The organism is Rhizobium sp. G21, assembly GCF_014158035.1.
Lineage (GTDB): Bacteria > Pseudomonadota > Alphaproteobacteria > Rhizobiales > Rhizobiaceae > Rhizobium_E.
The window spans coordinates 1,385,906-1,412,022 of sequence record NZ_JACFXW010000001.1 but is presented as its reverse complement, the minus strand read 5'-3'; the positions used below and the strand labels follow the sequence as shown (position 1 = coordinate 1,412,022).

At 64.9% G+C, this 26,117-nt stretch carries 19 protein-coding genes, 1 tRNA gene and 4 pseudogenes; 11 read left to right on the top strand and 13 right to left on the bottom strand.

The genetic code is table 11. The annotated features are described in order from the left end of the window. Positions 1–200: 200 nt before the first annotated feature. Genes H2O14_RS07260 through H2O14_RS07250 form a run of 3 tightly spaced genes read right to left on the bottom strand, consistent with a single transcriptional unit; the run spans position 201 to position 4,300 of the window. Positions 201–884 (bottom strand): response regulator, encoded by a 684-nt coding sequence (locus H2O14_RS07260; protein WP_182827112.1) that lies wholly within the window; start codon positions 882–884, stop codon positions 201–203. Continuing rightward, on the bottom strand, positions 884–2,395 hold the full coding sequence (locus H2O14_RS07255; protein ID WP_182827111.1) for an ATP-binding protein: 1,512 nt from the start codon (positions 2,393–2,395) through the stop codon (positions 884–886). The genes H2O14_RS07260 and H2O14_RS07255 overlap by 1 nt, the downstream gene beginning before the upstream one ends. A gap of 3 nt (positions 2,396–2,398) precedes the next feature. After that, a complete protein-coding gene (locus H2O14_RS07250; protein WP_246697319.1) occupies positions 2,399–4,300 on the bottom strand; it encodes a potassium transporter Kup in 1,902 nt (633 codons plus the stop codon). Between the two features lie 177 nt (positions 4,301–4,477). Here H2O14_RS07250 and H2O14_RS07245 point away from each other — a divergent pair, with 177 nt between their 5' ends. Together H2O14_RS07245 and H2O14_RS07240 are read left to right on the top strand one after the other, a co-directional pair. Beyond that, complete coding sequence (locus H2O14_RS07245; RefSeq protein WP_312858563.1) at positions 4,478–5,593, top strand: DNA (cytosine-5-)-methyltransferase; 1,116 nt, start codon at positions 4,478–4,480, stop codon at positions 5,591–5,593. A gap of 39 nt (positions 5,594–5,632) precedes the next feature. After that, complete coding sequence (locus H2O14_RS07240) at positions 5,633–6,034, top strand: very short patch repair endonuclease (protein ID WP_182827110.1); 402 nt, start codon at positions 5,633–5,635, stop codon at positions 6,032–6,034. Positions 6,035–6,066: 32 nt separating this feature from the next. Here the strand turns inward: H2O14_RS07240 and H2O14_RS07235 are convergent. Together H2O14_RS07235 and H2O14_RS07230 are read right to left on the bottom strand one after the other, a co-directional pair. Then, positions 6,067–9,521: pseudogene (locus tag H2O14_RS07235) on the bottom strand (chromosome segregation SMC family protein). A 93-nt stretch (positions 9,522–9,614) separates the two neighbouring features. After that, positions 9,615–10,391: a DsbA family protein gene (locus H2O14_RS07230; protein ID WP_182827109.1), complete on the bottom strand. Its 777-nt coding sequence runs from the start codon at positions 10,389–10,391 to the stop codon at positions 9,615–9,617. Between the two features lie 209 nt (positions 10,392–10,600). Between H2O14_RS07230 and H2O14_RS07225 the strand changes: the two genes are divergently transcribed. Both H2O14_RS07225 and H2O14_RS07220 read left to right on the top strand, forming a co-directional pair. Further along, on the top strand, positions 10,601–10,936 hold the full coding sequence (locus tag H2O14_RS07225) for a type II toxin-antitoxin system RelE/ParE family toxin (protein WP_182827108.1): 336 nt from the start codon (positions 10,601–10,603) through the stop codon (positions 10,934–10,936). Positions 10,937–10,983: 47 nt separating this feature from the next. Then, positions 10,984–11,235 carry an addiction module antidote protein gene (locus H2O14_RS07220; protein WP_210275423.1) on the top strand — a complete coding sequence of 84 codons (252 nt, stop codon included), beginning with the start codon at positions 10,984–10,986 and terminating at the stop codon, positions 11,233–11,235. A gap of 45 nt (positions 11,236–11,280) precedes the next feature. Here H2O14_RS07220 and H2O14_RS07215 read toward each other — a convergent pair whose 3' ends face one another. Then, entirely contained in the window at positions 11,281–11,787 is a 507-nt protein-coding gene (locus H2O14_RS07215; protein WP_182827107.1) for a DUF721 domain-containing protein, read from the bottom strand. Positions 11,788–11,924: 137 nt separating this feature from the next. Here H2O14_RS07215 and mutY point away from each other — a divergent pair. The 5 genes and pseudogenes from mutY (at position 11,925) to H2O14_RS07190 (ending at position 19,742) form a co-directional block, all read left to right on the top strand. Further along, positions 11,925–13,015 (top strand): annotated as a pseudogene (gene mutY, locus H2O14_RS07210) (A/G-specific adenine glycosylase). After that, complete coding sequence (locus tag H2O14_RS07205) at positions 13,005–13,634, top strand: HAD family phosphatase (protein WP_182827106.1); 630 nt, start codon at positions 13,005–13,007, stop codon at positions 13,632–13,634. Before mutY ends, H2O14_RS07205 begins: the two are co-directional and overlap by 11 nt. 176 nt (positions 13,635–13,810) lie before the next feature. Then, a pseudogene (ppdK, locus tag H2O14_RS28425) lies at positions 13,811–16,481 on the top strand (pyruvate, phosphate dikinase). Between the two features lies 1 nt (position 16,482). Then, on the top strand, positions 16,483–16,917 hold the full coding sequence (locus H2O14_RS07195; RefSeq protein WP_182827105.1) for a type II toxin-antitoxin system HicB family antitoxin: 435 nt from the start codon (positions 16,483–16,485) through the stop codon (positions 16,915–16,917). 632 nt (positions 16,918–17,549) lie between these two features. Continuing rightward, positions 17,550–19,742 (top strand): methyl-accepting chemotaxis protein, encoded by a 2,193-nt coding sequence (locus H2O14_RS07190; protein WP_246697317.1) that lies wholly within the window; start codon positions 17,550–17,552, stop codon positions 19,740–19,742. A 29-nt stretch (positions 19,743–19,771) separates the two neighbouring features. On the opposite strand, the gene H2O14_RS07185 is transcribed toward H2O14_RS07190, so the two are convergent. Next, entirely contained in the window at positions 19,772–20,668 is an 897-nt protein-coding gene (locus H2O14_RS07185) for a DMT family transporter (protein ID WP_182827104.1), read from the bottom strand. Positions 20,669–20,746: 78 nt separating this feature from the next. Beyond that, complete coding sequence (locus H2O14_RS07180) at positions 20,747–21,142, bottom strand: hypothetical protein (RefSeq protein ID WP_182827103.1); 396 nt, start codon at positions 21,140–21,142, stop codon at positions 20,747–20,749. A 181-nt stretch (positions 21,143–21,323) separates the two neighbouring features. Here H2O14_RS07180 and H2O14_RS07175 point away from each other — a divergent pair, with 181 nt between their 5' ends. After that, on the top strand, positions 21,324–22,217 hold the full coding sequence (locus H2O14_RS07175) for a DUF1499 domain-containing protein (protein ID WP_182827102.1): 894 nt from the start codon (positions 21,324–21,326) through the stop codon (positions 22,215–22,217). Here H2O14_RS07175 and H2O14_RS27225 read toward each other — a convergent pair. From H2O14_RS27225 to H2O14_RS07150, 5 genes and pseudogenes are all read right to left on the bottom strand, one after another. Beyond that, positions 22,159–23,064 (bottom strand): hypothetical protein, encoded by a 906-nt coding sequence (locus tag H2O14_RS27225; protein WP_246697316.1) that lies wholly within the window; start codon positions 23,062–23,064, stop codon positions 22,159–22,161. The genes H2O14_RS07175 and H2O14_RS27225 overlap by 59 nt on opposite strands. Positions 23,065–23,101: 37 nt before the next feature. Next, positions 23,102–23,437 (bottom strand): annotated as a pseudogene (locus tag H2O14_RS29335) (glycosyltransferase family 2 protein); the annotation flags it as partial. 81 nt (positions 23,438–23,518) lie between these two features. Continuing rightward, complete coding sequence (locus tag H2O14_RS07160) at positions 23,519–24,427, bottom strand: MBL fold metallo-hydrolase (protein ID WP_182829294.1); 909 nt, start codon at positions 24,425–24,427, stop codon at positions 23,519–23,521. Between the two features lie 2 nt (positions 24,428–24,429). Next, positions 24,430–24,726, bottom strand: coding sequence for a cupin (locus H2O14_RS07155; protein ID WP_182827099.1), 297 nt, complete (start codon positions 24,724–24,726; stop codon positions 24,430–24,432). A 155-nt stretch (positions 24,727–24,881) separates the two neighbouring features. Further along, entirely contained in the window at positions 24,882–25,442 is a 561-nt protein-coding gene (locus H2O14_RS07150; RefSeq protein WP_182827098.1) for a type 1 glutamine amidotransferase domain-containing protein, read from the bottom strand. A 382-nt stretch (positions 25,443–25,824) separates the two neighbouring features. On the opposite strand from H2O14_RS07150, the gene H2O14_RS07145 reads away from it, so the two are divergent. Next, positions 25,825–25,899 (top strand) — tRNA-Gln (locus H2O14_RS07145). The last annotated feature ends 218 nt before the right edge of the window (positions 25,900–26,117 follow it).

The following is a 26,117-nucleotide window of genomic DNA, read 5'->3' as shown; positions in this document are numbered from 1 at the left end:
CGCTTTGCGGAAAGCCAGCGATATTGACGCGTTTAATTGTAGGAATGTAGGTGTTGAAATGCTGAAGCGGTCGTCGTGAACTGAGTTTCGACGGCTCTATACATTCTGATATCGGCAATATAGGAGCATAAATCAAAAGTTGTCAATTGTAAAAATATTCGCGGCATAGCCGGGGTTGCGTCGCGCGCGCCGCCTTGCGTTCACCCCTTGAATCTATAACCGATCCCCGGCTCGGTGATGATGAAGCGCGGCGCGAGCGGGTCGTCTTTCAGTTTCTCGCGCAGATGCTGGGTGTGGATGCGAAGGCCCTGATTGTTGTCGGCGGCGCGCTTGCCCCAGATTTCCTTCATCAATTGCCCATGGGTCAGCACCTTTCCGGCGTGGCGCGCCAGCGTGATCAGCAACTTGTATTCGATCGGCGTCAGCCGCACCTCGTCGTCGCCCAGGCTGACGCGACGGGCGGCGAGGTCGATCTCCAGCTCCTCGAAACGCAAGGTCGGCTCGTCTGCGTCCTCGGTCGCATGCGCATGTCTGAGCGCCACCCGGATGCGGGCGATGAGTTCGCCGGAGGAGAAGGGCTTGGTGAGATAGTCGTCGGCGCCGTTTTCCAGCGCCGCGATCTTCTCAGCCTCCTGGTCGCGGGCCGAGAGCACGATGATCGGCGTCTTGGACCATTCGCGCACACTGAGGATCCAGTCCTGTCCGTCCATGTCGGGCAGGCCGAGATCGAGGAGCACGAGATCGGGGCGCCGGCCGATCAGCGCCTGTTGTCCCGCTTTGCCGGTTTCCGCCTCGATCGCCTCGAAATCGGCGAGTCTCAGCGCCGCCGACACCAGCCGGCGGATCTCGCGTTCGTCCTCGACGATCAGCACGGAAGCGCCCATCACGCCGCCGCCTGTTCGAGCGCGGGCAGGGTGAAATAGAAGCGCGCGCCGCCGCCGGGATTGTTGCCCGCGTCGATGCGGCCGCCATGCGCCTCCACCACACCGCGGCAGATGGCGAGGCCGAGGCCGGAGGCACCGGCCGATTTGCGATCGGAGCCGATATGGCTGCCGGTGCGGAAGCGTTCGAACACCATGTCTTCGTCTCCTGGCGAAAGGCCCGGCCCATTGTCGGAGATCGAGATCTGGACGAAGGCGCCGCGCGTGGCAAGCTCCACCGCGATCTCGCCGTCGTTGTCCGTATGTTCGATGGCGTTCTCGACGAGATTGGCGACCACCTGTTCGATCAGCGCCCCGTCGATCTCCACCAGCGGAATGTCGCCTGAAATTGCGGTGCGGATCGTTCGTCCGCCCTTGCGCTCGGACATGCGCGTGAGCGCCGCCCCGACGATCTCCTGGATCGTATAGACCTGCCGGTTGAGCTTGAGATCGCCGGACGAAATCGCCGAGATCTTCAAAAGATTGCCGGTGAATTTTTGCAGATAGGCGATCTGGCGCGACAGGCTCGCCACTTCCTCCATCGCCTCGCGCGGCAGTTTGCGCCGCATGCGCGCCAGCGCCCCGATGGTGCCGCCGAGCACGGTCAGCGGCGTCCGCAGATCATGCGACAGCGAGGACAGCAGCACGTTGCGCAGCGTTTCGGCCTCGCGCGCGGCTTCGGCATGGGCCGCTTCTTCGGTCTTCTCCGCCCGCGCCACCGCGCCCGCCATCAGTGCGGCCAATGTCTCAAACTCCAGCGACGCCTCTCCCGAGGGCGAACCCGCCTCCATCCGTTCCAGCGCCAACCATCCCACTGTCTCGCCGGCGGCCTCCAGCCTGGCGATCCAGATCTCTTCCTCAACGGCGAGATTGGCGCCGGCGTTCATGCGGATAGCCTCGGCGACGCGTGTTCGGTCACGCTCTGGCCCTTGCCAGAAGCGGGTCTCCGATGCGTCGGCGAGATGCAGGCTGACATTCCCTTCATAGTCCCGCGCCAGATGCGCCACGGCCGCGGCGTGAATTTCCGCCGGGCTGGTGGCGCGCGACAGATCGCGGGCGAAATCGAGCAGCCGCCGCGTGCGCGCCTGTTCGCGCCCTGCATGCGACATGCGCCGCGACAGTCCGGAGGTCATGGCCGCCACGATCAGCGAGGTCGCGAACATGATCGCGAAAGTGAAATAGGCGTCCGCGCTCAGCGCCTCGAACGTGTAATAGGGCTCGACGAAGACGAGGTTGAACGCCGCCACCGACAGCACCGAGGCGAGAACCGACGGTCCGAGGCCGTAACGGAGCGCGGTCGCGACCACAGCCGTCATATAAACCAGCGTCAGCGTGTCGGAATCGGTCAGCGAGCGGAAGGGCAGGGCGATCATCGTCGCCGCCGCCGCCATCGCCGCCGCCCAGACATAGGCCCGCCCCGACGTCTCGGGGCGGCTGGTGTTCGCAGCGATGATGCGACGGGTGTTTTCGGTCATGACTCACACGCTGACATGCGATCCCAGTTCGATAACCCGGTTCGCCGGCAGACGGAAGTAGTCCGACGGGTCGGTGCCCATGCCGGCGAGACCGATGAACAGCCTGTCCTGCCAGGCCGGCATGCCGGAATTGGGATCGGACACCAGCTTGCGGCGGCCGACGAAGAAGGTGGTCGACATGATGTCGAATTTCAGCCCTTCTTTGCGCATCTGGGCCAGCGCCTGCGACACATTCGGCGTGTCCATGAAGCCGAAGGTCAGCGTCAACAGCGAAAAGCGTTCGGAGATCCGCTCCATCTTGCCGCGTTCGGAGGGCGGCACGGTCGGCGCCGCGTCCGTGCGGATGGTCAGGATGATGTTCTGCTGATGCAGCACCCTGTTGTGCTTGATATTGTGGAGCAGCGCCGACGGCGTCGCATCCGGCTCGGACGTCAGGAAGATGCCGCAGCCGGGAATCGGATGTGGCCCATGCGCGCTTTCCTTTTCGATCGATTTCACGAAAGCCCGGAGCGCGACATGGCTGCGGCGGGATTTGTCCGAGACGATCGCCGCGCCGCGCCGCCAGGTCCACATCACCAGCACAACCAGCGCCGCAATGCCGATCGGCACATAGCCGCCGTCATGGATCTTGATGAGATTGGCGCCGAGAAACACCAGTTCCAGCACCGCCAGCGGCAGGATGAGCGACAGCGCCGCTCCGAGCGACCATTTCCATTCGATGCGCAGGAAATCGAAGAACATGATGGTGGTCACCACCATCGCCCCGGTCACCGAAATGCCATAGGCGGTGGCGAGCGATTCCGACGTCTGGAAGATCAGCACCAGCATCATCACGCCGAACAACAGGAAGGTGTTGACCATCGGCAGATAGATCTGGCCGGTGTCGGTATGCGAGGTGTGGTGTATGTCCATGCGCGGCAGGAAGCCGAGATGGATCGCCTGGCTGACCAGCGAGAAGGCGCCGGTGATCACGGCCTGGCTTGCGATGATGGTGGCGGCGGTGGCGAGCAGGATCACCGGAATCAGCGACCATTCCGGAAACATCAGATAGAACGGGTCCTCGATGGCGCGCGCGTCGTTCAGCACGAAGGCGCCCTGTCCGAGATAATTGAGCGTCAGCGCCGGATAGACCACCGCCAGCCAGGCGAGCTGGATCGGCTTGCGGCCGAAATGGCCGAGATCGGCGTAAAGCGCTTCCGCGCCAGTGACCGTCAGAAACACCGCGCCCAGCACGATCAGCGCCGAAAATCCGCCATGGATCAGGAAACTCACGGCGTTGAACGGATTGAGCGCCGCGAAAATGCGGGGATCATCCGCGATATGGCTGACGCCGGCTGCGGCCAGCGTGATGAACCAGACCAGCGTGATCGGGCCGAAGGCCTTCGACACCGCGCCTGTGCCGCGCGACTGCACGGCGAAGAGCAAGATGAGGATCACGACGCTGACCGGCAGCACGAAGCGGCTGAGGCCGGGAGCGACGAATTTCATGCCTTCGACCGCCGACATCACCGACAGCGCCGGGGTGATCATGGCGTCGCCGATGAACAGCGCCGCGCCGATCAGCCCGAGCAGGATCAGCACATGGGCATGCCGACCTTCCAGCTTGCGCGACAGCAAGGCCAGCAACGACAGCGTTCCGCCTTCGCCCTTATTGTCGGCCCGCAGCAGGAAGACCACATATTTGACCGTGACGATGATGGTCAGCGTCCACAGCATCAGCGAGATGATGCCGATCACCTCGTCGGGCGTGACGCCGTCTTGCGCCACGGGGCGAAGCGCCTCGCGAAACGCATAAAGAGGAGACGTGCCGATATCGCCGTAGACGACGCCGATCGAGCCGAGCGAGAGGGCGAGAAGCCGGCCCATCGAGGTTTTCGAGCCGGTTTGGGACTGGGGAGCATGCATGCTGCGGGCGCCTTTACTGGTGAGAGCCGCGCATGGCGGCCTCCAGTCTATAGGCGAGGGCGCATAAGGACGGCGTAAAATCCGCATAAAGGCGCGTATAGTTTTCGTATAGGCGAGGCCGATGAGCGCTTCGCTCAAAACCGCTGCGCCGGCCGCCGAGATCGATTAGGATGGCGCATGCAGAAGACGGAATCACCGCGCTATTACGAATTCTTCGCCGGCGGCGGCATGGTCCGCGCCGGGCTGGGCGAAAGCTGGTCCTGCCTGCTCGCCAATGATCTCGACGCCGGCAAGGCCCGCGCCTATCGCGCCAATTGGGGCGGCGACTGGTTGAAGCTTCAGGACATCAACCTTCTCCAGGCGAGCGACCTCCCCGGACGCGCCGATCTGGCGTGGGCCTCTTTCCCCTGTCAGGATCTGTCGCTGGCCGGCGTCGGCGCGGGTCTCGGCGGCGCGCGCTCGGGAACCTTCTGGACCTTCTGGCGGCTGATGCAGGCGCTCGACGCCGAAGGCCGCGCCCCCGGGATCATCGCGCTCGAAAATGTCTGCGGCGCGCTCACCTCGCATGGCGGCCGCGATTTCGCCGCCATCGGCGAGGCGCTCGTCTCCGGCGGCTATCGCTTCGGCGCCATGGTCATCGACGCCGCGCGCTTCCTGCCGCAGTCGCGGCCGCGCCTGTTCATCGTCGCAGTGAAGCAAGGACTGGATCTTCCTTCCGATTGCATCGCCGCCGGTCCCTCCGCGGACTGGCATTCGCCGGCGCTGATCGCCGCCCATGCCCGCCTTTCGGAGGAGGCCGCCGATCATTGGCTGTGGTGGCGGCTGCCTGCGCCCGCCCGCCGCAATATCGCGTTGATCGACGTCATCGAGACCGATCCCGCCGGCGCCCGCTGGCTGTCGGAAGAGCGGCTCGAGACGCTGCTGTCGATGATGGACGCCAACAACCGCACTAAACTCGACGCCGCTAGAGCCGATGGCGTCCGCCGCGTCGGCGCGCTCTACAAGCGCACCCGGCCCGATGGCGAGGGCGGCAAGATCCAGCGGGCCGAAATCCGCTTCGACGGCCTCGCCGGCTGCCTGCGCACCCCCGCCGGCGGCTCCAGCCGGCAATCGATCCTGATCGTCGAGGGCGGAAAACTCGCCGCCCGTCTCCTGACCGCCCGCGAGACGGCGCGGTTGATGGGGCTGCCCGACAGCTACATCCTGCCCGGCTCCTACACCGACGCCTATCACCTGACCGGCGACCGTCGTCGCCGTGCCGGTGGTCGGCCATCTCGCCCGTCATTTGTTTGAGCCGCTGTTGGCCGCCTCCAAGATCGGGAGACGGGCGGCGTGAGCGAGACGCCCGAACAGCGCAGCGCGGTGATGCGGCGGGTCAAATCCAAGCACACCGCTCCCGAACTCGAGCTGCGCAAGCTGCTGACCGGCCTTGGCTACCGTTACCGTCTCCATCGCGCCGACCTGCCCGGAAAACCCGACCTCGTCTTTCCCGGCCGCCGCAAGCTGATCTTCGTCCATGGCTGTTTCTGGCACGGCCATGACTGCGCCCGCGGCGCCCGCGCGCCGAAGACCAATGCCGAATACTGGTCCCAGAAGATCGCCCGCAACCGCGCCCGCGACGCCGCCCATCAAACCGCGCTCGCCGAGACCGGCTGGCGCGTGCTGACGGTATGGGAATGCGAGATGAGGGACGACGCGGCGCTGGCGGAAAGGCTGCAGGACTTTCTGGCGTAGCGCAGCTTCAATCCGGTCCCAACGTCAGATCCTCACGCCACATCCACCAGCCGTTCCGCCGTCTGCAGGTCGACGCTGACCAGCTGGCTGACTCCCAGTTCGGCCATGGTGACGCCGTAGAGGCGGTTCATGCGGGCCATGGTGATGGGGTTGTGAGTGATGACGAGGAAACGGGTCTGGGTGGTGCTGGCCATCTCGTCGAGCAGGTTGCAATAGCGCTCGACATTGTGGTCGTCGAGCGGCGCGTCGACTTCGTCGAGCACGCAGATCGGCGCGGGATTGGTGAGAAAGACGGCGAAGATCAGCGCCATCGCCGTCAGCGCCTGTTCGCCGCCCGACAGCAGCGTCATGGTCTGCGGCTTCTTGCCCGGTGGACGGGCGAGGATTTCGAGGCCGGCTTCGAGCGGATCGTCGCTTTCGATCAGTTGCAACTCCGCCTCGCCACCATTGAAGAGATGGGTGAACAGTCGCTTGAACTGCTGATTGACGGCGTCGAAAGCCACCATCAGCCGGTCGCGACCCTCGCGGTTGAGGTTCTGGATAGCTGAGCGCAATTTGCGGATCGCATCGATGACGTCGTCGCGTTCGCGGATCAGGTTGTTCAGTTTTTCGGTCAGTTCGGCCTGTTCTTCTTCGGCGCGCAGATTGACGGCGCCCAGCCGTTCGCGCTCCATCTTCAGCCGCTCGACCTCGATTTCGATGCCGCGGATCTCGGGAAGCTTGTCGTCGACCGCAAGCCCCGTCAGCCGGAACACCTCATGCGGGGCGACGTTCAGCGTTTCGCGGATGCGGAGTTCCTGCGCGATCCGCATTTCGCGGGTCGACAGCAACCGTTCTTCGGCGCGGCCGCGTTTTTCGCGCGCATCGGCAAGGGCAGCCAGCGCCTGGCTTGCGGCGCGGTCGGCGTCGCGCTCGCGATTTTCCTGCGCCTGCAGACGGTCGGCGGCGTCCTTGCGCGCGGCCTCGGCCTTCTGCAATTCGCTGAGCAGCGCCCGCCGGCGATCCTCGAATTCCTCGGGCGCCTGGAGCAGATCCTCGAGCTCGATCCGCGCCTCTTCCTCGCGCGTCTCCAGCGTCTCGATCTGGGCGGCGGCGCTCTGTTCGCGGTCGCGCCACAAGCGGCGCTCGCTGGCGATGGCGGTCAGGCGGCGGGCGCGGGCGTCGTTGTCGCGGGCTTCGCCGTCATGGGCGGCGCGGGCTTCCGCCAACCGGGCGCGATGCTCGGCCACGAGCGCCGTCTGTTCACGGAGCGCGAGATCCAGCGCGGAAAGATCAGGCGTATCGGCAAGCGTCAGCCGCGCCTCTTCCTCCTGGACCGCAAAATCCTCGATCTGGGTCTCGTAGCCGGCGATCTGTTCGGCGCCGAGATCGCGAAGGCGGGCGAGATCGGCGCTGGCTTTTTCCGCCGCTGACAGCGCCTCGCGGGCTTCCGTCAGCTTGCGGGCGAGAAGGCGAGCCATGTCGCGGGCCTGTTGCAGGCGTGTCTCGGCCGTTTGCAGAGCCTCGCGCGCCGCCTCATGCGCCGCCTCGCAATCTTCCAGCCGGAAGCGGGCTTCCTCGATTTCGTTCTCGAGGGCTGCGAGCCGGTTCTTCTGCGTCAGGCGCAGCGCCGCCGCGCTCGGCGCGCCGGCTTCCGTGACATGCCCGTCCCAGCGCCAGAGCGCGCCCGAGCGCGACACCAGCCGCTGCCCGGCTGCGAGCGACGCCATCAGCCGGGGACCATCATCCTCGGAGACGACGCCGATCTGGGCGAGACGGCGCGACAGCTCGGCAGGGGCCGTGACATGCCGCGACAGGGGCTCGACGCCGGCGGGAAGCACTGGGTCGCCTTGGCCGGGATTGAGCCGCCAATATTTGGCGGCCGCGGCATCGAGCGGGGAATCGAGATCGTCGCCGAGGGCTGCGCCCAAGGCAGTTTCCCAGCCCGAGGCGGCTTCGACGAGTTCCGAAACGGGTGCGGCCGCGCTTTCGCCGCTTGCGGCCAGCATCTTGCGGATGGTGCGCGCCTCGGTCTCCAGCATCTGCAGCGCCGAACGCGCCTCTTCGAGCGGTCGGCGGCTGGCGCCTTCCTGCAGACGCGCGTCGGCCAGTCGCTTTTCAGCCGTGAGCGCCGCCTGTTCGCCATCGTCATGGGCGATCTCGGCCGCCTCCAGCGCCTCGCGCTTTTCGTCGGGATCGGGGAGTGCGGCGAGCTTGGCCTCGATGGTTTCCAGATCGCGGCGGGCGTCCATGACTTGCCGCTCCAGCCTCAGGCGACGCTGGGCGATATCGGCCAGGAAGCGTTCCGTCTGCTGGCGGCCGGCGGCGGCTTCGGCGCGTTCGGCGGTCAGTTCCTGCATGCGGCGCTCGGCGTCGTCCACGTTTTCGGCGGCCTCCGCCAACTGCTCTTTCAGCTCCTGGGCGCGGATCGCCGCGTCTTCGGCATGGGCGCGCAACTCCTCCTCTTCCTCGTCGAGGCGGGAGAGGATTTCGCTGTTGCCGGCGATCATCTGCTTTTCGCGGGCGATGTCGGCGGACAGCTGGGCAATGCGGCGTTCGAGCTCCTGCCTCCGCTGGTCGAGCCGGCGGAAATCCTCGTCGAGCTGGCTGCGGGCGATGGTGAGGCGCTGCAACGCGGCGGCGGCCTGAACCTCGGCCTCGCGCAGTTCCGGCATGCGGAGCCCCTCGATCGCATGGGTCTTGGCCGCCTCCATCTGCGTCTGGGCGCGCTCGGCCACCAGATTGGTGGTCTGGTTGAGTTGGCTGTCGGCCTCGGCTTCCGCCGTCTTGGCCTCGGCCCAGCGGATATGCAGCAGTTTGGCCTCTTCGGCGCGGATCGAGGCCGAAAGCTGCTTGAAGCGGTTGGCCTGGCGCGCCTGGCGCTTCAGGCTTTCGATCTGGCTGGTGAGCTGGGTGGTCACATCCTCCAGCCGTTCGAGATTGGTCTCGGCGGCCTTAAGGCGAAGTTCGGCCTCGTGGCGGCGCGAATGCAGGCCGGAAATGCCGGCCGCCTCTTCGAGCAATTGCCGGCGCGCCTGGGGCTTGGCCTGAATGAGTTCGCCGATGCGCCCCTGGCCGACCATGGCGGGGAGCGCGCGCCGGTCGAGGCGTCGGCGAACAGCAGTTGCACGTCGCGGGCGCGGGCTTCCTTGCCGTTGATCCGGTAGACCGAGCCCTGTTCGCGCTCGATGCGGCGGCTGACCTGCAATTCGTCGGCGTCGTTGAAGGCGGCCGGCGCGGTGCGGTCGGAATTGTCGATGAACAGCCCGACTTCGGCGGAGTTGCGCGCCGGGCGCTGGCCGGATCCGGAAAAGATCACGTCATCCATGCCGGAGGCGCGCATGTTTTTGTAGGAATTCTCGCCCATCACCCAGCGGAGCGATTCCACAAGATTGGACTTGCCGCAGCCGTTCGGACCGACGACGCCGGTCAGCCCCGGCTCGATCAGGAATTCCGAGGGCTCGACGAAGGATTTGAAGCCGGTGATGCGCAGCTTGGTGAATTTCATCGCGCGGTCCCCGGCGCCGACGACAGGACATTAAACGCCGAAACGGGCGACAGCCAGAGGCTGTCGCCCGTTTCGGTGAACGGTCGGGAGTGCTTATTCAGCGGCGTCAATGAGAGCCGACATTTCCGCAACGCTCATTTCCCCGGCGTAACGCTTGCCATTGATGAAGAAGGTCGGAGTGGAATCCACGCCGAAATCCTTGGACGCCTTTTCGCGCGTGGCGTTCACTTCATCCAGAAGCTTCTGGTTCGTCAAGCAGGCTTCGAAGCTCTGCTCGGAGAATCCGGCGAGTTTCGCCATCTGCAGGAGGGCGGCGCGGCCGTCTTCGGCGGTCGCCCAGGTCATCTGGCTCTTGAACAGCGCCGACACCATCGGGAAATACTGTTCCTTGGGCGCGCAACGGGCCAGCATGATGGCGGCGGCGGCGCGGTTGTCGAGCGGGAATTCGCGCAGAACGAAGCGCGCCTTGCCGCTGTCGATATATTTCTGCTTGATCTCTTCGAAGACCGAATTGTGGAAGCGGGCGCAATGCGGGCAGGTCATCGACATATATTCGACGATCGTCACCTTGGCGTCGTCCTTGCCGAGCGACACTTCCGGCAGCGGACCGGGCGCCATCAACGTCGCGACATCCACTTCGCCATCCGGCGTCGGCAATTGCGCCGGCGTCGTGGAGGCGGTGGTCTCCGGGCTCACGGCGGGCTCAGCCTGCGTCGCGGCGGGCGTCGACTGCGCGGTTTCCGTCTTGGCGGCGGGCGCGGCCGTCTCGGCCTTCTTCTCGTCGCTGCAGGCGGCGAGCGCCAGGCTCGCGGCTGCCAGAAGCGCGACGGTCATCAGGCGCGGCGATGCGCTCTTGAACAGGTAGGACATGAGTGCTCCTAAAAAGGCCAATGTGGTATTGTCGATATACCGCAGGCTCTTACGCCGCAAGTATGACGGATGGTCCTCCGTTCAAACAAATGTGACATGATTACACGCGAAGGCGCCGGAACTGCGTATTTTGACAGGGGCAGGCCGAACTGCACATTCCTGATGACGGAGCTTGCACTAGGTGTAGGTTATAACCTACACTCCAGTCCATGCAACGGTATGAGATCGAGATCTATACAAGACGGGACGGAAGGGCTCCGTTCGAGATCTGGCATCACTCGCTCAAGGACGCGAGAGCGTTCCTTGCCTTGCAGGCGCGCGTCGAAAGGGCTGGCCGTGGCGATTTTGGCGACTGGAAGAAGTTGAGCGGCGCCAAAGGCGTGTTTGAGATGCGGATATCATATGCTCAAGGGTATCGCGTCTTCTACACCGTCATCGGACAAAAAATCGTTCTCCTTCTCGCTGGATCGACCAAGCAGGAGCAGGACAAAGCCATCGCAAAAGCAATCGAGTATTTCGAAGACTACAAGATGAGGACAACCTGATGTCTCAAGCGAGCAAGCCTCTCGACACCGGCATGCGGGACGAATTATTGCGCGATCCGGAAAATGCCGCTTTTTATCTCGAACAGATCCTCGAAGGCGGTGATATGGAGCTGTTTCAAGAGGCGATCCGGCATGTGGCCAAGGCCCAAGTAGGCGGGGTCGCCGGGGTCGCCCGAAAAGCCAATTTGAACCGTGAAAATCTCTATGACGCCTTGTCCAAAGGCGGCAAACCGCAGTTTGACACGATCAACAAGACCCTTGCGGCGCTCGGGTTGAGGATCTCGATTACCGCGGCCTGAGGCCACTTTCATCCATTGAAGGACTGCGGCGCCTCGTCACCTCCCTCACTTCACCCGCCGCCCCATCACGCCTCGCCCCAGACGCTCCAGCGCCGCCTTCAGCTTCTCGTTGTCGATATCGGCGGTCATGTCGGTCAGTTTGGCCTGCTGGTCGCGGGTCAGCGGCCGGGGTTTGGGGCGATGCTTGTGGCCCATATTCACCGGCTTCTGGACGATGCGCACCTGGCGGATGGCGGGGTAGCCGAAGAAGCCGTTGATGCGCTGGATGAGTTCGCCCTGGGCGTGGGCGAGAAACAGCGCGCGCGCCCCTTCGCAGGCGATGGTCAGCACGCCGGGCTCGACGCCGCCGGCGTCGCCATAGCGATCGACATTGGCGCGCGGCCAGGTGATCTTTTCCGGCCGGGTGCATTCGGCGAAATCGGCGCCGGCGATCTCGTCCCACGAGCCGATCAGCGCGGTGTTGATGCCCGCCTTGCGGGCGAGCACCGGGTCGATCAGCCGGTTGGCGGCTTCGGCGATCTGAAGCGCGCCTTTTCTCTGGAAGGAAGACATCGTCTCTTCGGGCCCGTGCGAATAAGTGTTAGAGAATCATAGCTTTCATCGGCCGCGGCGGCAACCGCCGGGGTCCGTGTATAACGGCCGGCGCGGCAAAGCGTTGCCGGCCGCGACAATGGGATCGACAGACACACATGCCGGAACAGCCTGACGCGGCAAGCCTTCTCGCCTGGTATGACCGGCATCATCGCGACCTGCCCTGGCGGGTCTCGCCGCCGATGCGGCAAAGGGCGTGACGCCCGATCCCTACCGGATCTGGCTGTCGGAAGTGATGCTGCAGCAGACCACGGTGCAGGCCGTGCGCGCCTATTTCCTGAAATTCCTCGAACTATGGCCCACGGTGAATGATCTCGCCCGCGCCGACAATGAGGATGTGATGAAGGCCTGGGCGGGGCTCGGCTATTACGCCCGCGCCCGCAATCTCAAGAAATGCGCCGAGGCGGTGGCCTTCGAGCATGGCGGCGTGTTTCCCGATACCGTGGATGGTCTGCGGGCGCTGCCGGGCATCGGCGATTACACCTCCGCCGCCGTCGCCGCCATCGCCTTCGACCGCCGCGCGCTGGTGATGGACGGCAATGTCGAGCGGGTGCTGACCCGGCTTTTCGCGGTGGAAGATCCGCTGCCGGGAGCCAAGCCGAAATTGAAGGCGCTGCTCGACACGCTGACGCCGGAGGAAAGACCCGGCGATTTCGCCCAGGCGATGATGGATCTCGGCGCGACCATCTGCACGCCGCGCCGTCCCGCCTGTTCGCTCTGTCCCTGGCGCGACGCCTGCAGCGCCTTTGCCGAACATGATCCCGAAACATTTCCCGTCAAGGCCGCCAAGAAGGCCAAGCCGGCGCGCAAGGGCGCGGCCTTCGTGGCAGTCGACGCTAAGGGACGCGTACTGCTGCGCAAGCGGATCGACAGCGGCTTGCTCGGCGGCATGACCGAACCGCCCGGCACCGGCTGGACCGCCTCGCGCGACGGCGAAGACGCGGCCGAGGCCGCGCCCTTCGCCGCTGACTGGCGTCTATGCGGGCTCGTTACTCATGTCTTCACCCATTTCGAATTGCGGCTCACCGTCTACAGGGCCGATCTCGACGCCGCGCCTGCCACGGCCGATGGTTGGTGGGAGCCGATCGCGACGCTTGCCGATCAGGCTTTGCCGACCGTCATGAAAAAGGCGATCGCCGCCGCTATACCCGACGCATTCAAGCCCAAGAGGAAACCGCATGTCCGCTGACACGTCCCTGCCAGAGATTCGCCACATCGTCTTCGATATCGGCAAGGTGCTGATCCATTACGATCCCAACCTGCCCTATGCGCGGCTGATCCCGGATGCGGAAGAACGCCAATGGTTTTTCGAGCATGTCTGCACCCATGACTGGAATGTCGAGCAGGATCGCGGACGCACCTGGCTGGAGGCGGAAGAACTGCTGCTCGAAAAATTTCCCGACCGCGAAGAGCATATCCGCGCCTTCCGCCAATACTGGCATGAAATGGTGCCGCACGCCTATGAGCGTTCCGTCGCCCATCTCGAGCGCTTCCTCGCCGAGGGCCGCGACGTTACGCTGCTCACCAATTTCTCCGACGACACATTCGACCAGGCGCAGGAGATCTTTCCGTTCCTCAAGGCGACGCGCGGCGTAACAGTGTCGGCGCGGGTGAAACTGATCAAGCCCGATCCGCGGATCTATGACAGCCACACCAGGACCTTCGGCCTCGACCCCGCCGCCACGCTGTTCATCGACGACGCGCTCGCCAATGTCGAAGCCGCGCGCGCCTATGGCTGGAACGCCATTCATTATGTCGGGGCTGATGAGTTGGATGTGGAACTGGGGCGCTATGGGCTGATGGGGTAGGATCAAGGCGCGACACGAGTATATAAAAGACCGATAGGCGTTTGGATCGTCGCAAAGTCGCTCCATCTCTCATGCTGCATTGCAGCAACAATCTGCCTCGCCCCCATTTCCAAAGCGGCTGGAATGAGATAGCTATCCATATAACAAGACTGTGAATTCCGCCGGGAGGGGTCGGAATGACCAAATGGGTCTATGCTTTTGGCGGCGGCCGCGCCGATGGGCGCGCCGATATGGTGGAGAAACTCGGCGGCAAGGGCGCCAATCTCGCGGAGATGAGCGCGATCGGCCTGCCCGTGCCGCCCGGCCTGACCATCGTGTCGGAGGCCTGCGCCTTCTATTACTCAATGGCCGCGCCTTTCCGGATGGGTTGAAAGCCGCCGTGGTCGAAGGACTGCAGGTGGTCGAGCGGCTGACCGACCGCAAATTCGGCGCGGCAAAACGACCGCTCCTGCTCGCTGTGCGCTCCGGCAGCCGCGTCTCCATGCCCGGCATGATGGATACCGTGCTCAATCTCGGACTGAACGAGGAAACCGTCGAGGCCTTGGCCGAGGATTCCGGCGATCCGCGTTTCGCCTGGGACAGCTATCGCCGCTTCATCGAAATGTATGGCGGCGTCGTGCTGGGCCTCGGACATGACATTTTCGAAGAAATCCTCGAAGACGAAAAGGCCCGGCTCGGCCGCGCGCTCGACACCGATGTCACGGCCGAGGAGTGGCGCGGCGTCGTCGCCCGTTACAAGGAGATGATGGACGAGGAACTCGGCGAGAGCTTTCCCGAAGATCCCATGGCCCAGCTCTGGGGCGCAGTCGGCGCCATCTTCTCGAGCTGGATGAACCCGCGCGCCATCACCTACCGGCTGATGCACAACATCCCCTCCGACTGGGGCACGGCGGTCAATATTCAGGCCATGGTGTTCGGCAATCTGGGCAATGCCTCGGCCACCGGCGTCGCCTTCACCCGCAATCCTTCGACGGGGGAAAACGCGCTCTATGGCGAGTTCCTGGTCAACGCCCAGGGCGAGGATGTGGTGGCGGGTATCCGCACGCCGCAATCCATTACCGAAAGATCCCGCATCGACACCGGCTCTGAAAAGCCGTCGCTGGAAAAGCTGATGCCAGAGGCCTATCGCGACTTCGTCTCGGTCTGCCACCGGCTCGAAGCGCATTATCGCGACATGCTCGATCTCGAATTCACCATCGAGCGCGGCAAATTGTGGATGTTGCAGGTTCGCTCCGGCAAGCGCACCGCCAAGGCGGCGCTGAAGATCGCCGTCGACATGGTGGAGGAGGGGCTGATCTCCGCCGAGGACGCGGTCGATCGCATCGATCCGGCCAGCCTCGACCAGTTGCTGCATCCGACCATCGACCCGCCGCCCGTCGCGACGTGATCGGTTCGGGCCTGCCGGCTTCGCCGGGCGCGGCTTCGGGCGAAATCGTCTTCACGTCGGAAAGCGCGGTCGCCGCCGAGAAGGAGGGCCGCAAGGTCATCCTCGTCCGCACCGAGACCAGCCCCGAGGATATTCACGGCATGCACGCCGCCCAGGGCATTTTGACGACCCGCGGCGGCATGACCAGCCATGCGGCGGTGGTGGCGCGCGGCATGGGCCTGCCTTGCGTCTGCGGCGTCGGCTCGCTGCGCGTCGACATGCGCAATCGCGAATTGATCGCGCCGGGCGTCAAGCTGAAGGAAGGCGACATCATCTCCATCGACGGCTCCTCGGGTCATGTGCTCAAGGGCTACCAACCGATGCTGCAGCCGGAGCTCTCGGGCGATTTCGAGCGCATCATGGCCTGGGCCGACCGCATCAGGCGCATGCGGGTGCGCACAAACGCCGAGACGCCGGCCGACGCCCGCGCCGCCCGCGCCTTCGGCGCCGAAGGCATCGGGTTGTGCCGCACCGAGCATATGTTCTTCGAAGGCGACCGTATCGCCGCCATGCGCGAAATGATCATCGCCGAGACGGTCGACAAGCGCCGCGCCGCGCTCAACAAGCTTCTGCCGATGCAGAAGGACGATTTCGTCGAACTGTTCGAGATCATGCATGGCCTTCCCGTGACCATCCGCCTGCTCGATCCGCCGCTGCACGAGTTCCTGCCGAAAAGCGAGGAAGAGATAGACGAAGTCGCCGCCACGCTCGGCATGGAGCCGATCCATTTCCGCGAACGCATCGAGGCGCTGCACGAATTCAATCCCATGCTCGGCCATCGCGGCTGCCGGCTGCATATTTCCCATCCGGAAATCGTCGAAATGCAGGCCCGCGCCATCTTCGAAGCCGCTGTCGAAGCCGCCCGCAAGACCGGCGAACCGGTCGAGCCCGAGATCATGGTCCCCGTCGTGGGCCTGAAATCCGAGCTCGATTACGTCAAGGCCCGCATCGACGAAGTCGCCCGTTCGGTGATCGCCGAAAGCGGCCTCAAGATCGCCTATCTCGTCGGCACGATGATCGAATTGCCGCGCGCCGCGCTGCGCGCCCACGTCATTGCCGAAGTCGCCGAATTCTTCTCCTATGGCACCAACGACCTGACCCAGACCACCTTCGGCATGTCGCGCGACGACGCCTCGAGCTTCCTGCCGACCTATATGCAGAAGGGCATCATCGAGCGCGACCCCTTCGTCAATCTCGATTTCGACGGCGTCGGCGAACTGATCCAGATCGCCGCCGAACGCGGCCGCCGAACACGACCGGGCCTGAAACTCGGCATCTGCGGCGAACATGGCGGCGATCCCGTCTCGATCAATTATTGCGAACAATGGGGCCTGGACTACGTCTCCTGCTCCCCCTTCCGCGTGCCGATCGCCAAGCTCGCGGCGGCGCAGGCGACGATCAGGAACGGGAAGAAACGGTAGGGTGCTGAAAGAGCGTGGTGTTGCCAATCCGAGCGCGTTGACGTTAATCTTGGGCGTCCATGCTCGACCAAAGAGGCGCGCCATGCAACCGCTGAGCTACAAAGGATACCAAGCTTCCGTCGAGTTCGAAGACGGAGCTCTGTTCGTCAAGGTCCTGCATCTCGACGACCTCCTGATCGGCGAATGCGACGCCGCCAGCGATGCGCCGAAAATGCTGGAAGACCTGGTCGAAGCCTATCTGGCCGATTGCGCCGAAGCTGGCCGCGAGCCGTCCAAACCCTTCGAGGGCAGTTTCAACATCCGCATTCCGCCGGAGCTTCATCGAAAGGCGGCGATGCGAGCGGCGGAAAGTGGTATGTCCCTGAACGGTTGGGTTCAGAAGGCGCTGGAAGAGAAGGTCGAAAAACCGACTGCCGATGTCAGTGCGGCTGCATAGACCAGATCCAGCGTCGCGTGCGTCCCTCGCCGAAGGTAGGCCGCGCGAAACGTCACGCGCGCAGTTTCTCCCGCGCGCGCCATGCCGTCAGGATCGACCCGCCGGTTCCTTGGAGTTGTTCCCAGCATCCGGATCGCCACGAGATTGGCATGTCGTCGTCCGCCATTCGAGTCACTGTCGCGGCTTTCTGGAAGTTGCGCAATTCGCAGACCGCGTGCATCGGGGAATTGAAGCGTAAGATGCGCAAGCCGTCGATCCGGTAGCACTATCTGCTTCGCGGTCAGCCCGCCGACCACGTGCAAAGCGACGTCTCAGCCCACTGGCGTTAAAAGCCTTTAATTCAGAAAATCTCCGACCCGCCTGCACTTTTCCTGAAAATTAACCGCTTTCGAATCAATATTTTGCGGCTGTGCATCAAACCTTTGCGGCGCATTCGCGGCCTCGGAGTTCTTCCGGACGAAGTTCGAACAATGCGGAGCAGATTAAACGTTCCGCATCCCTTGGAGACCCTGATGTCCTCGCCTTGCTGACGCCTTTCCCTTTTCATCCGCCTTATACGCCGCACGCTTTTTCATTGTTCATTTGCAGCTCGAAGTCTCTGATTTATCGAGCATTTTTACCGGTGCACCCTCATGACAATCTTTCATTCCCTGCGCGGCCGCCTGCTCATTCTCACCGCCCTCGGCTTCACCATCGGCCTCGTCGCCGTCACGTTGGCGGGATCTGCGCTGATGGCGGCGTCGAGCCGAGCAGACGCCGCAGCGGCCGCCCAGGGGCTGTTGCGGGAATACGCCAACGCGATCCGGGGTGACATCGTCCGCGCCGCGGGGCTCGCCAAACAGTTGGCGACGACCGCGCAGGCGCTCGCCGCGTCCGAGACGAAGAGCCGCGATGATCTCGGTCGCGTGGTCACGGGTCTTGTGGATGACAATCCCGATCTTCTCGGCATGACGCTGGTGTTCGAGCCGAATGCGCTGGACGGCCGAGATGCGGACTTTGTCGGCCATCCCTATGCCGAGGCCAATAGCGGCCGCTTCGCCACCTATATCTACCGCGACGACAGACGCGACATCGCCGTCGAGAAGCTCGACATGACCGATCCGGCGGCCGAGGTCTGGTATGTCGGGCCGCGCGACGCAGGCCGCACGCTTCTGACGCCGTCTTACAGCGATACTGTCGGTGGCGTGGAGACGCTGTTGACCACCATCGCCACGCCGATCAAGCAGAATGGCAAAGTCATCGGCGCGACCGGCGTCGATTTCGCGCTCTCGCATATCTCCGCGATGATCGGCGCGCTCAAGCCGTTCGGCGCCGGAACGATGGCCCTGATCGACGGCGGCGGCCAGTGGCTGGCCAATACCGACCAGAAGCTGTTGGGCAAGAAGGTCGATGATCCCTCCGTGGTCCAACTGGGCGACCTCGCCCGACGCGAGAGTGTCGCCGAGCGGGTTCTCGACAATGGCCTCTATCAAGCCGCCATCCCCGTGACGTTTCCCGGCATCCAGGAAACCTGGCTTCTCGTTCTCTCCGCGCCTGAAAGCGCCATGGTGGAGGGCGCGACAACCGCCCGCAACCAGATGCTGCTCATCGCCGCCGACATTCTGGCGGCGGCCCTGATTGCGGCTTTTGTCGCCTCGACCCAATTCGTACGACCGATCGAACAGATCACCAGCGTGATGCGCCGTCTCGCCGACAGCGATTTCGCCATCACCGTTCCCTTCGTCATCAGGCGCGACGAGATCGGCGGCATGGCGCGCTCGGTCGAGGTCTTTCGCAACGCCGGCATCCGCAATCGGGATCTGGAGGCCGACGCTCAGGCGAGCCGCGAGCGCGCCGAGAAGGAGCGCCTCGAACTCCAGCGCCTCGCGGAAGCGCAGGCGGAGGAGCGGCTGAACCAGGCGACGGCGGCGCTGGGCGAAGGCCTGCGCCGCCTGTCCGCGGGTGACATGATGTGCGAGATCGCCACGCCGTTCTCATTGCAGCTCGAACCCTTGCGGCAGGATTTCAACAGTTCCGTCCGGCAGTTGCGCGGCGTGCTCGCGGATGTCGCAGCTTCCGTCGCCATCGTCACCAGAGGCGCCCGTGACGTCTCGGCGGCGTCCGACGATCTCGCCCGGCGCACCGAGCAGCAAGCCGCCTCGCTCGAGCAGACGGCCGCCGCGCTGGAACAGATCACCGCCAATGTCAAATCGACGGCGACCCGCACCAGCGAGGCGCGGACCACGGTGCATGGCGCGCGCGCCAAGGCGGATCAATCCGAACAGGTGGTGGGCGACACCATCGCGGCGATGCAGCGGATCGAAAGTTCGTCGCAGCGGATCGGGCAGATCATCGAAGTGATTGGCGCGATCGCTTTCCAGACCAATTTGCTGGCGCTCAACGCCGGCGTCGAGGCCGCGCGCGCCGGCGACGCCGGACGGGGTTTTGCGGTCGTGGCGCAGGAAGTGCGCGGCCTCGCCCAGCGCGCCTCGGAGGCCGCCCGCGAAATCCGTCAACTCGTGACGGATTCGGCATCGGCGGTGGGCGAGGGCGTCAAGCTGGTCGGCGACACCGGCGGGTGCCTGGCCGCGATCTCGGATCTGGTCGTTTCGGCCAATAGTCACATGGAGGCGATCGCCATCGCCTCGCAGGAGCAGTCGACCGGCGTGTCGGAAGTCAATGTGGCGGTCAACCATATGGATCAGGGCACGCAGCAAAACGCCGCCATGGTCGAGCAAATGCGGTCGGCGGGATCTGCTCTGGCGCTGGAAAGCGTTCGGCTGAGCGAGCTCCTCTCCCAATTCCAGGTCGAAGAAGGAGCCGCAGCCGCGAGGAGGGCGGCCTGAGGCGCTGCGTCGTCCTCGCCGCGGCGGCGTCAGCTTCTGGGTCTGGCCACCCAGATGCCGGCGAGGATGATCGCGCCGCCCACGGCCTGTAGCGGCGACACCGGTTCGCCCTGCAACAGCCAGGCGAAGCCCGCCGCCACCACGGCTTCGAGCAGGATCACCAGTGAGGAAAACACCGTCGGCAGCCGGCCGAGCGCCACCGACAACAATCCCTGGCCGCCGGCATGGCTGACGAAGGCGAGCGCGAACAGCACGCCCCAGCCGAAGCCGGTCTTGGGCAGAATGTCGCCCTCGATGACAAGCGCGGCCGCCAGTAGCACCACGATGGTGATGATGCTCATTTCGAAGGTCACCCGCGCCGCGCCCGAGCCTTTGCGGGCTGCCCCGACGGCGAGGAAGTAGAGGCCGAAAAACACGCCGGTGCCGATGCCCAGCGCATCGCCCAGCATATGGGCGGGGTTGATCGACAGGCTCTGATAGACCAGCGCCCCGCCGCCGAACAGGCAGAGCGCCAGCCCGATCAGCGTCGTCGCCGCCGCCTTGTGTCGGAACAGCACCCAGCCGAAGATCACCACCCACAGCGGCGCCATGGTGGCGAAAAAGGTGGCGTTGGCGATCGTGGTCTTCATGATGGCGAGATGCCACATCAGGAGATCGCCGGCGAAAGCCAGCCCCGAGAGCAGGATCGGCAGCGACCAGCTCTTGCCCTTGCCGCCGGCTGCGCTCTTCTCGTCGGCCTTCATCCAGGCATAGAGCACCGGCAGCGCCAGGAAGACGCGCCAGAAGGCGCTGGCGAGCGGCCCGACATCGGCGAACCGCACCAGGCTCGGCGAAATGCTCATGGCCAGCGCCGCGGCGATCATGGCGGTGAGGCCGATGGAAAAATCCGCGCGGCGGCGGTGGGGATCTGCGGGGATCGAGGTCATGGGACGTGCGTCGCTTCTGGCGCGAGAGGGCGGGACTGTCTGCCTCTATCGCGACGCTGTCCGGGGCGCAAGCATGGATCAGTCGGCGATCTTCTCCAATACGCCGACGAAACTCTCCGCGAAACTCTTGAGATGGTCGAGCTCCGTATCGGGCGGGGCGACGCGCGCATCCATGGCGTCGTCCGAAAGGAAGACGAAGGCGAGCTTGACGGCGTCGGAGCCGGCATAACGGATCCGGACCGCCGCGACGCGTCCCTTGCCGCCGGGCTTGTCGGCATGCGGCAGGTCGAACAGGAATTCGCCGTCGAGCGGCAGAAGCGCCGCCTTGACGGCATCCGAAAACAGCGGATGGCTTTCCAGCAGCAGGTCGACTGTCAGCGCCAGTTCGGTAAACTCGATCGGTTCGGGCGCCCTGGTGGTCGGGCCGTTGATCGAGGCGGGCGCCGGCAGGGCGAGGCTATCAGACAGTCGCATGTCGTTCTCCTGTTCGTCGTCCCCGCCGTGAGGCACCCTTCCGGCAAAGCTGGGCGGTTTTGAGGCGCCGCGTCGCCGGAAGGTGGGGAGGAGATCGACGCAGCCATTGCCCGATGTGTCGAAACCGCCTATGTCGAAATCCTTGAGAAGCAGCCTTGGACGATCCAGTCGAGGAGCCCGAATGCCGGTCCGGTATGAACGCCCAGTGTCCCAATCGGCCTATTCCGCCCGCCGTCTCGCCCTGTATTCCCTGTTGTTCTTCGTGGTCGCTCTGGTGCTGCACCGGTTCGGAAGCTTCGAAACGCCGCTGTTTCTCGCGGTGGCGACCGTCGCCGTCACCGTCACCCTCGCCGCGACCGCGATGGCCTGTGTCGGTCTCGCCATGCTTTGGCGGCATGGCGCGCGCGGTGGCGCGGCCTCGGCCCAGGCCATTCTCGTCGCGCTTCCCATTCTCGGCGCCGCCGGCTGGATCACGCGTGATTATCTGCAGTCGCCGCCGATCTACGATGTCGCCACCGATCTTGGCCGGCGTCCGCAATGGCTGACGGATGTCGAGGCCGATCAATCCTGGCTCGGCCCGCGCCTGCCGGTGGGCGAGGCGGACCGGCTTCTGCAGCAGGCGAGCTATCCCGGCTTGACCGGGCGCCGCTACGAAGGCGGGCTCGACCGCGTCTACGCCGCCGCCCGTCAGGTGGCGCTCGACATGGGGGTGAGGGTCGTCGCCGAAAAGGGCGGGCCGAGCGACGATCTCCGGGCGTTGCCGTCGGGCCGGACCAACGAACCGGCCGCCGACGCGCCCGACGTCGTGCCGGTGCCGGAGCCGCGGCCCGATCTCGAGGAATTCCTGGCCGCCGCCCAGCCGCAGGACGCCCTCATCCAGGGCGCATACCGCACGATGGTCTTCGGCTTCCGCCAGGATATCGTCATCAGACTGCGTGAGGAAGAGGAGACGACGCTGGTCGATGTCCGCGTCGCCGCCCGTTATGGCCGTCACGATCTCGGCGGCGGCGCGGCGCTCATCTCCGCTTATCTGAAGGCGCTGGACGCCGCCCTTCTCGGCCTCGCCGGCGGCTGAGGCTCACAACGAATTGAGAAGCGCGAATTCCCGTCCGGCCGATCGCAATTCCGGCTTGATCTCCGAGGGGCGTTCGAGAAGCCCGTTCACGACCGCGTAGAAGGCGGTGGGCGTCGCCGCTCCACAGATGTCGTCGGCCACATGGAGCGCGTCGCCGCTCAGCCCGGTAAAGACATCGCCGGAAGGTCTCGACCGGAATTCCGGTTGGAAGGCGGCGGCGAAGGCGCCGCCGCGCCACCGCGCGAACGCCGCCCGCAAGGCCGTCGATATCGCCTCGAAATCGGCCCTGTCCGCGAAGCCCCGGCAATAGGCGGCGCAGGCGCGGGCGCGAATTGGCCTCCCAGCCCGGCTCCATCGCCACGCCATGCGCATAGGTCAGCCACATTTGCACCTGGCCCACCGCCGCCGGCAGGCCGAGCGTGGTGGGGAAGGGAAAGTCTGAAAGCCAGGGGTCGCGATCGGTCTCGCGGCCGGTCTCGCGGTCGAAACGGTCATGCGCCTCGCGCAGTTTCGTGAGGTCGTAGAGCGCCGCCGAATTGGCCTCGGGACAGGCGCCGAAAGTGGAGAAGGGCCGCGTGCAATAGACGAAGGCCTCGCCCTCGGCCGCCGTCTTCAGCGCCGCGTCGTAATCGACGATCGGATGGCCGAACCAGACATCGCCGAACCGTTTGCGGATGCGATTGAGCAGCCGCCGCGACAGCGCCGCGTGATAGATCGAAAAGCCGCTGACGATGGTGGCGGAGGCGTCGGCCCAGCCGAAGGCGCGCCGACGCACGAACCAGGCGGGCATGTCGTGAAACGTCGCCTTGACGGGCAGCCGCACGCACGGTGTGCCGCGGCGTCTCACGCGTTCGCCAGCCGTAATGCAGATTGGTCCAGGCGAAGGCGTCGAGCCCCGGCTTCAGCGCCTCGGCCAGTTTCAACGCCTCGACGAGATCGGGATCGATCTGGTCGTCGTCGCCGATGACGCTGACCCAGTCGCCTAAGGCGGCGTCCACCGCCCGCTCCCAGTTTTCCTGCATCGATAGCACGCGATCGGCCGACCGCAGGAAGGTGACGCGCGGATCGGGCCGGGCGGCGACAAAGGCGGCCATATCCTCGGCGTCGTCGGAATTGTCGGCCAGCACGAATTGCACATCCGCGCGAGGGCTCGCGAGAAGCGACAGTATAAGCTCCTTGAAATAGCGCTGCCGGTTCCGCGAGGGAACGCAGATGGACAAATAGGGCGTGGTCAAGCCTTAGCTCCGGATCCGGTCTCGCTCCGGGTCTAGCGCCCGCGCCTTTCCCGAGCCTTGATGAGATCAGGCGGGTCGGTAGGCGCCTCTCAACAGCGGCGGGCCATCGGTGACGACGGCGCCCTTGTCGACGAGGTCCTCGATATGGGCGAGCACCGACAGCGCCGCCGCGCCGTGCAGCCGCGGATCGGTGTCGCGATAGATCGCCTGGACCATGTCGGGGATCAGACGGTCGCCCAGCCGGATGCGCTCCAGCACAGCCCGTTCGCGCATGCGCCTGTGGGTGCGCAGTCCCCGGCAGAAGGCGAGGGGATCTCTGACGGGACCGCCATGGCCGGGCAGATAGATCCGGTCGTCGCGCAGGAGCAGCCGGTCGAGCGAGGCCATGTAATCGGCCATGGCTCCGTCCGGCGGCGCGACGATGGAGGTCGCCCAGGCCATCACGTGATCGCCGGAGAACAGCACGCCTTCGGCGTCCAGCGCAAAGGCCATGTGATTGGCGGTATGTCCGGGCGTGGCGACGCCGCTCAGCCGCCAGCCGTCGCCCTCGATCGTTTCGCCATCGCCGAGGATGATGTCGGGCGAGAAGTCCGTGTCCGAGCTTTCCGCGAAGGGATTGGTCTCGCCGTCATGCAGGGGCCGCGCCGGCCGATGCGGTCCTTCCGCCACGATCAGCGCCCCGGTCGCTTCCTTCAGTCGCCGCGCCAAGGGCGAATGGTCGCGATGGGTGTGGGTGCAGACGATATGGCTGACCGGCCGGCCGGCGAGCGCCGTCATCAAGGCCTGAAAATGCGCTTCGTTCTCCGGGCCGGGATCGATGACCGCCACGGTGTCGGCGCCGACGATATAGCTGTTGGTGCCATGGAAGGTGAAAGGCGAGGGATTGTTGACCGTCACCCGCTGGACGCCTGACGCCACGGGCACGGCCTCGCCATGGCGCGGCTCGAAGGCGCGGTCGAACTCCGCGGTGTCCATGCTCACTTATACTCGATCTCGATGAAGCTCATGAAGCTGTCGCCGCGATTGACGACATTGTGCTCGACCCCCGCCTCGCGGCGATAGACCTGCCCCTGGGCGGCGTCGACCTCGCGGGCGCCGTCCTTGTCCTCGATCAGGAAATGACAATCGGTCATCGGCACCACCACATAGCCCATGCCGTGCACGTGATGGCCGGTGTCGGCGCCGGGGACGAAATCCCAGCGCGTAACGCGCACCACGGCGTCGTCCAGCAGCACGGTGGGTTCGGCGGGCGGGCGGGCTCTGAAGGTCGACATCGGCGGCTCCTGAAGGGAAGAGGCGAAAAGGCAGTAGGCAATAGGCAATAGCCAATAGGCAAGAGGTAAGAAACACAAAAAGCAGGCGATGGAGGTTACTCTCCATCGCCCGCCTGTCTGCTCGCTACTGCCTATTGGCTATTGCCTGCTGCCTGTTATGCCGCACGGCGCTGATGCTTGCCTTCTTCGACTTCCTCGACGATCTTGGCGACGAAGGCGTCGAGATCGCCGGGATTGCGCGAGGTGATGATGCCCTGGTCGGTGACGACCTGGCTGTCTTCCCACTGGCCGCCGGCATTGACCACGTCGGTCTTGATCGACGGATAGGACGTCACGCGACGGCCGCGCACGGCGCCGGCCTCGACCAGCAGCCAGGGACCGTGGCAGACGGCGGCGACCACCTTGCCGGAGGCGACGAAATCCTTGACCAGCTTGACGGCCTTTTCGTCGGCGCGCAGGATGTCCGGATTGATCTGGCCGCCGGGAATGACCAGCGCGTCGAATTCCTCGACGCGGGCGTCGGCCACCGTGAGGTCGACGTCGACGGTGTCGCCCCAGTTCTTTTCGTCCCAGCTCTTGATCGGCTCTTTCTGAAGCGAAACGATCTTGACGTCGGCGCCCTTGGCCTTCAGCTGTTCGAGCGGCTTGTGCAGTTCGGAACGCTCGTAGCCGTGAGTGGCGAGAATGAGGATGCGCGCGGAATTGATCGAAGCCATGGGCTGTTTCCTTTCCTTGAAACGTTCTGATCTCAGGGCGCCGATTCGGACGCCCGGCGTCGGGATCGACGCCATGAACTGCGCCGCAATGCGGCGCCGGAACTCATGCGAAACGATGCGGCAAGATGCTCTTCATCCTGCCCGGATGTCCGGCCCGGCTGAGAGCGCCGCCGCCATTCATTCGTCGCTTCGCCTGGGAAGAAGTCCTGAGCCGCCGCTTCGTTCCGCACGAAGCGCAGAAAACCGTGCGCGCGCCTCGAGCGACGCCTCGTTCCGCGCCGGAAAATCTCCCCAAAAAATCCTGCCGACCCGATTGCGGCGCGGCGCGCGCTTTGCTAATCAGGCCCCACTTCGCCGGCCCCGACAGTTGGACCGGCGCTGTTGGGGCGTCGCCAAGCGGTAAGGCACCGGTTTTTGGTACCGGCATTCCCAGGTTCGAATCCTGGCGCCCCAGCCACCACGACGGCGACTCCCACGGATTTAAGAAACGTGACCTTCACCCTCTGTCCGCGCCAAAACTCCACTCCGCTCCGTCGTCTGTAAACGACCCTACCTGTCGCGCGGCGAGCGCGAAGCGGCTTGAAGCATGGCTGCGCAAGCGTCCTGAAAGCTGCGTCATCGGTTCGTTTTGTCCTCGGCGCCTGAAAGCCGGATTGCGGGTCGGACGAACTGCGT

Excerpts from the sequence above, each read along its gene's own strand:
- H2O14_RS07175 (WP_182827102.1), top strand. The coding sequence starts at position 21,324 with ATGCCGGTCCGGTATGAACGCCCAGTGTCCCAATCGGCCTATTCCGCC.
- H2O14_RS07230 (WP_182827109.1), bottom strand. The coding sequence starts at position 10,391 with ATGTCCTACCTGTTCAAGAGCGCATCGCCGCGCCTGATGACCGTCGCG.
- H2O14_RS07205 (WP_182827106.1), top strand. The coding sequence starts at position 13,005 with ATGTCCGCTGACACGTCCCTGCCAGAGATTCGCCACATCGTCTTCGAT.
- H2O14_RS07245 (WP_312858563.1), top strand. The coding sequence starts at position 4,478 with ATGCAGAAGACGGAATCACCGCGCTATTACGAATTCTTCGCCGGCGGC.
- H2O14_RS07190 (WP_246697317.1), top strand. The coding sequence starts at position 17,550 with ATGACAATCTTTCATTCCCTGCGCGGCCGCCTGCTCATTCTCACCGCC.
- H2O14_RS07255 (WP_182827111.1), bottom strand. The coding sequence starts at position 2,395 with ATGACCGAAAACACCCGTCGCATCATCGCTGCGAACACCAGCCGCCCC.
- H2O14_RS07260 (WP_182827112.1), bottom strand. The coding sequence starts at position 884 with ATGGGCGCTTCCGTGCTGATCGTCGAGGACGAACGCGAGATCCGCCGG.
- H2O14_RS07185 (WP_182827104.1), bottom strand. The coding sequence starts at position 20,668 with ATGACCTCGATCCCCGCAGATCCCCACCGCCGCCGCGCGGATTTTTCC.
- H2O14_RS07160 (WP_182829294.1), bottom strand. The coding sequence starts at position 24,427 with ATGGACACCGCGGAGTTCGACCGCGCCTTCGAGCCGCGCCATGGCGAG.
- H2O14_RS07215 (WP_182827107.1), bottom strand. The coding sequence starts at position 11,787 with ATGTCTTCCTTCCAGAGAAAAGGCGCGCTTCAGATCGCCGAAGCCGCC.
- H2O14_RS07250 (WP_246697319.1), bottom strand. The coding sequence starts at position 4,300 with ATGCATGCTCCCCAGTCCCAAACCGGCTCGAAAACCTCGATGGGCCGG.
- H2O14_RS07225 (WP_182827108.1), top strand. The coding sequence starts at position 10,601 with ATGCAACGGTATGAGATCGAGATCTATACAAGACGGGACGGAAGGGCT.
- H2O14_RS07155 (WP_182827099.1), bottom strand. The coding sequence starts at position 24,726 with ATGTCGACCTTCAGAGCCCGCCCGCCCGCCGAACCCACCGTGCTGCTG.
- H2O14_RS07180 (WP_182827103.1), bottom strand. The coding sequence starts at position 21,142 with ATGCGACTGTCTGATAGCCTCGCCCTGCCGGCGCCCGCCTCGATCAAC.
- H2O14_RS07150 (WP_182827098.1), bottom strand. The coding sequence starts at position 25,442 with ATGGCTTCGATCAATTCCGCGCGCATCCTCATTCTCGCCACTCACGGC.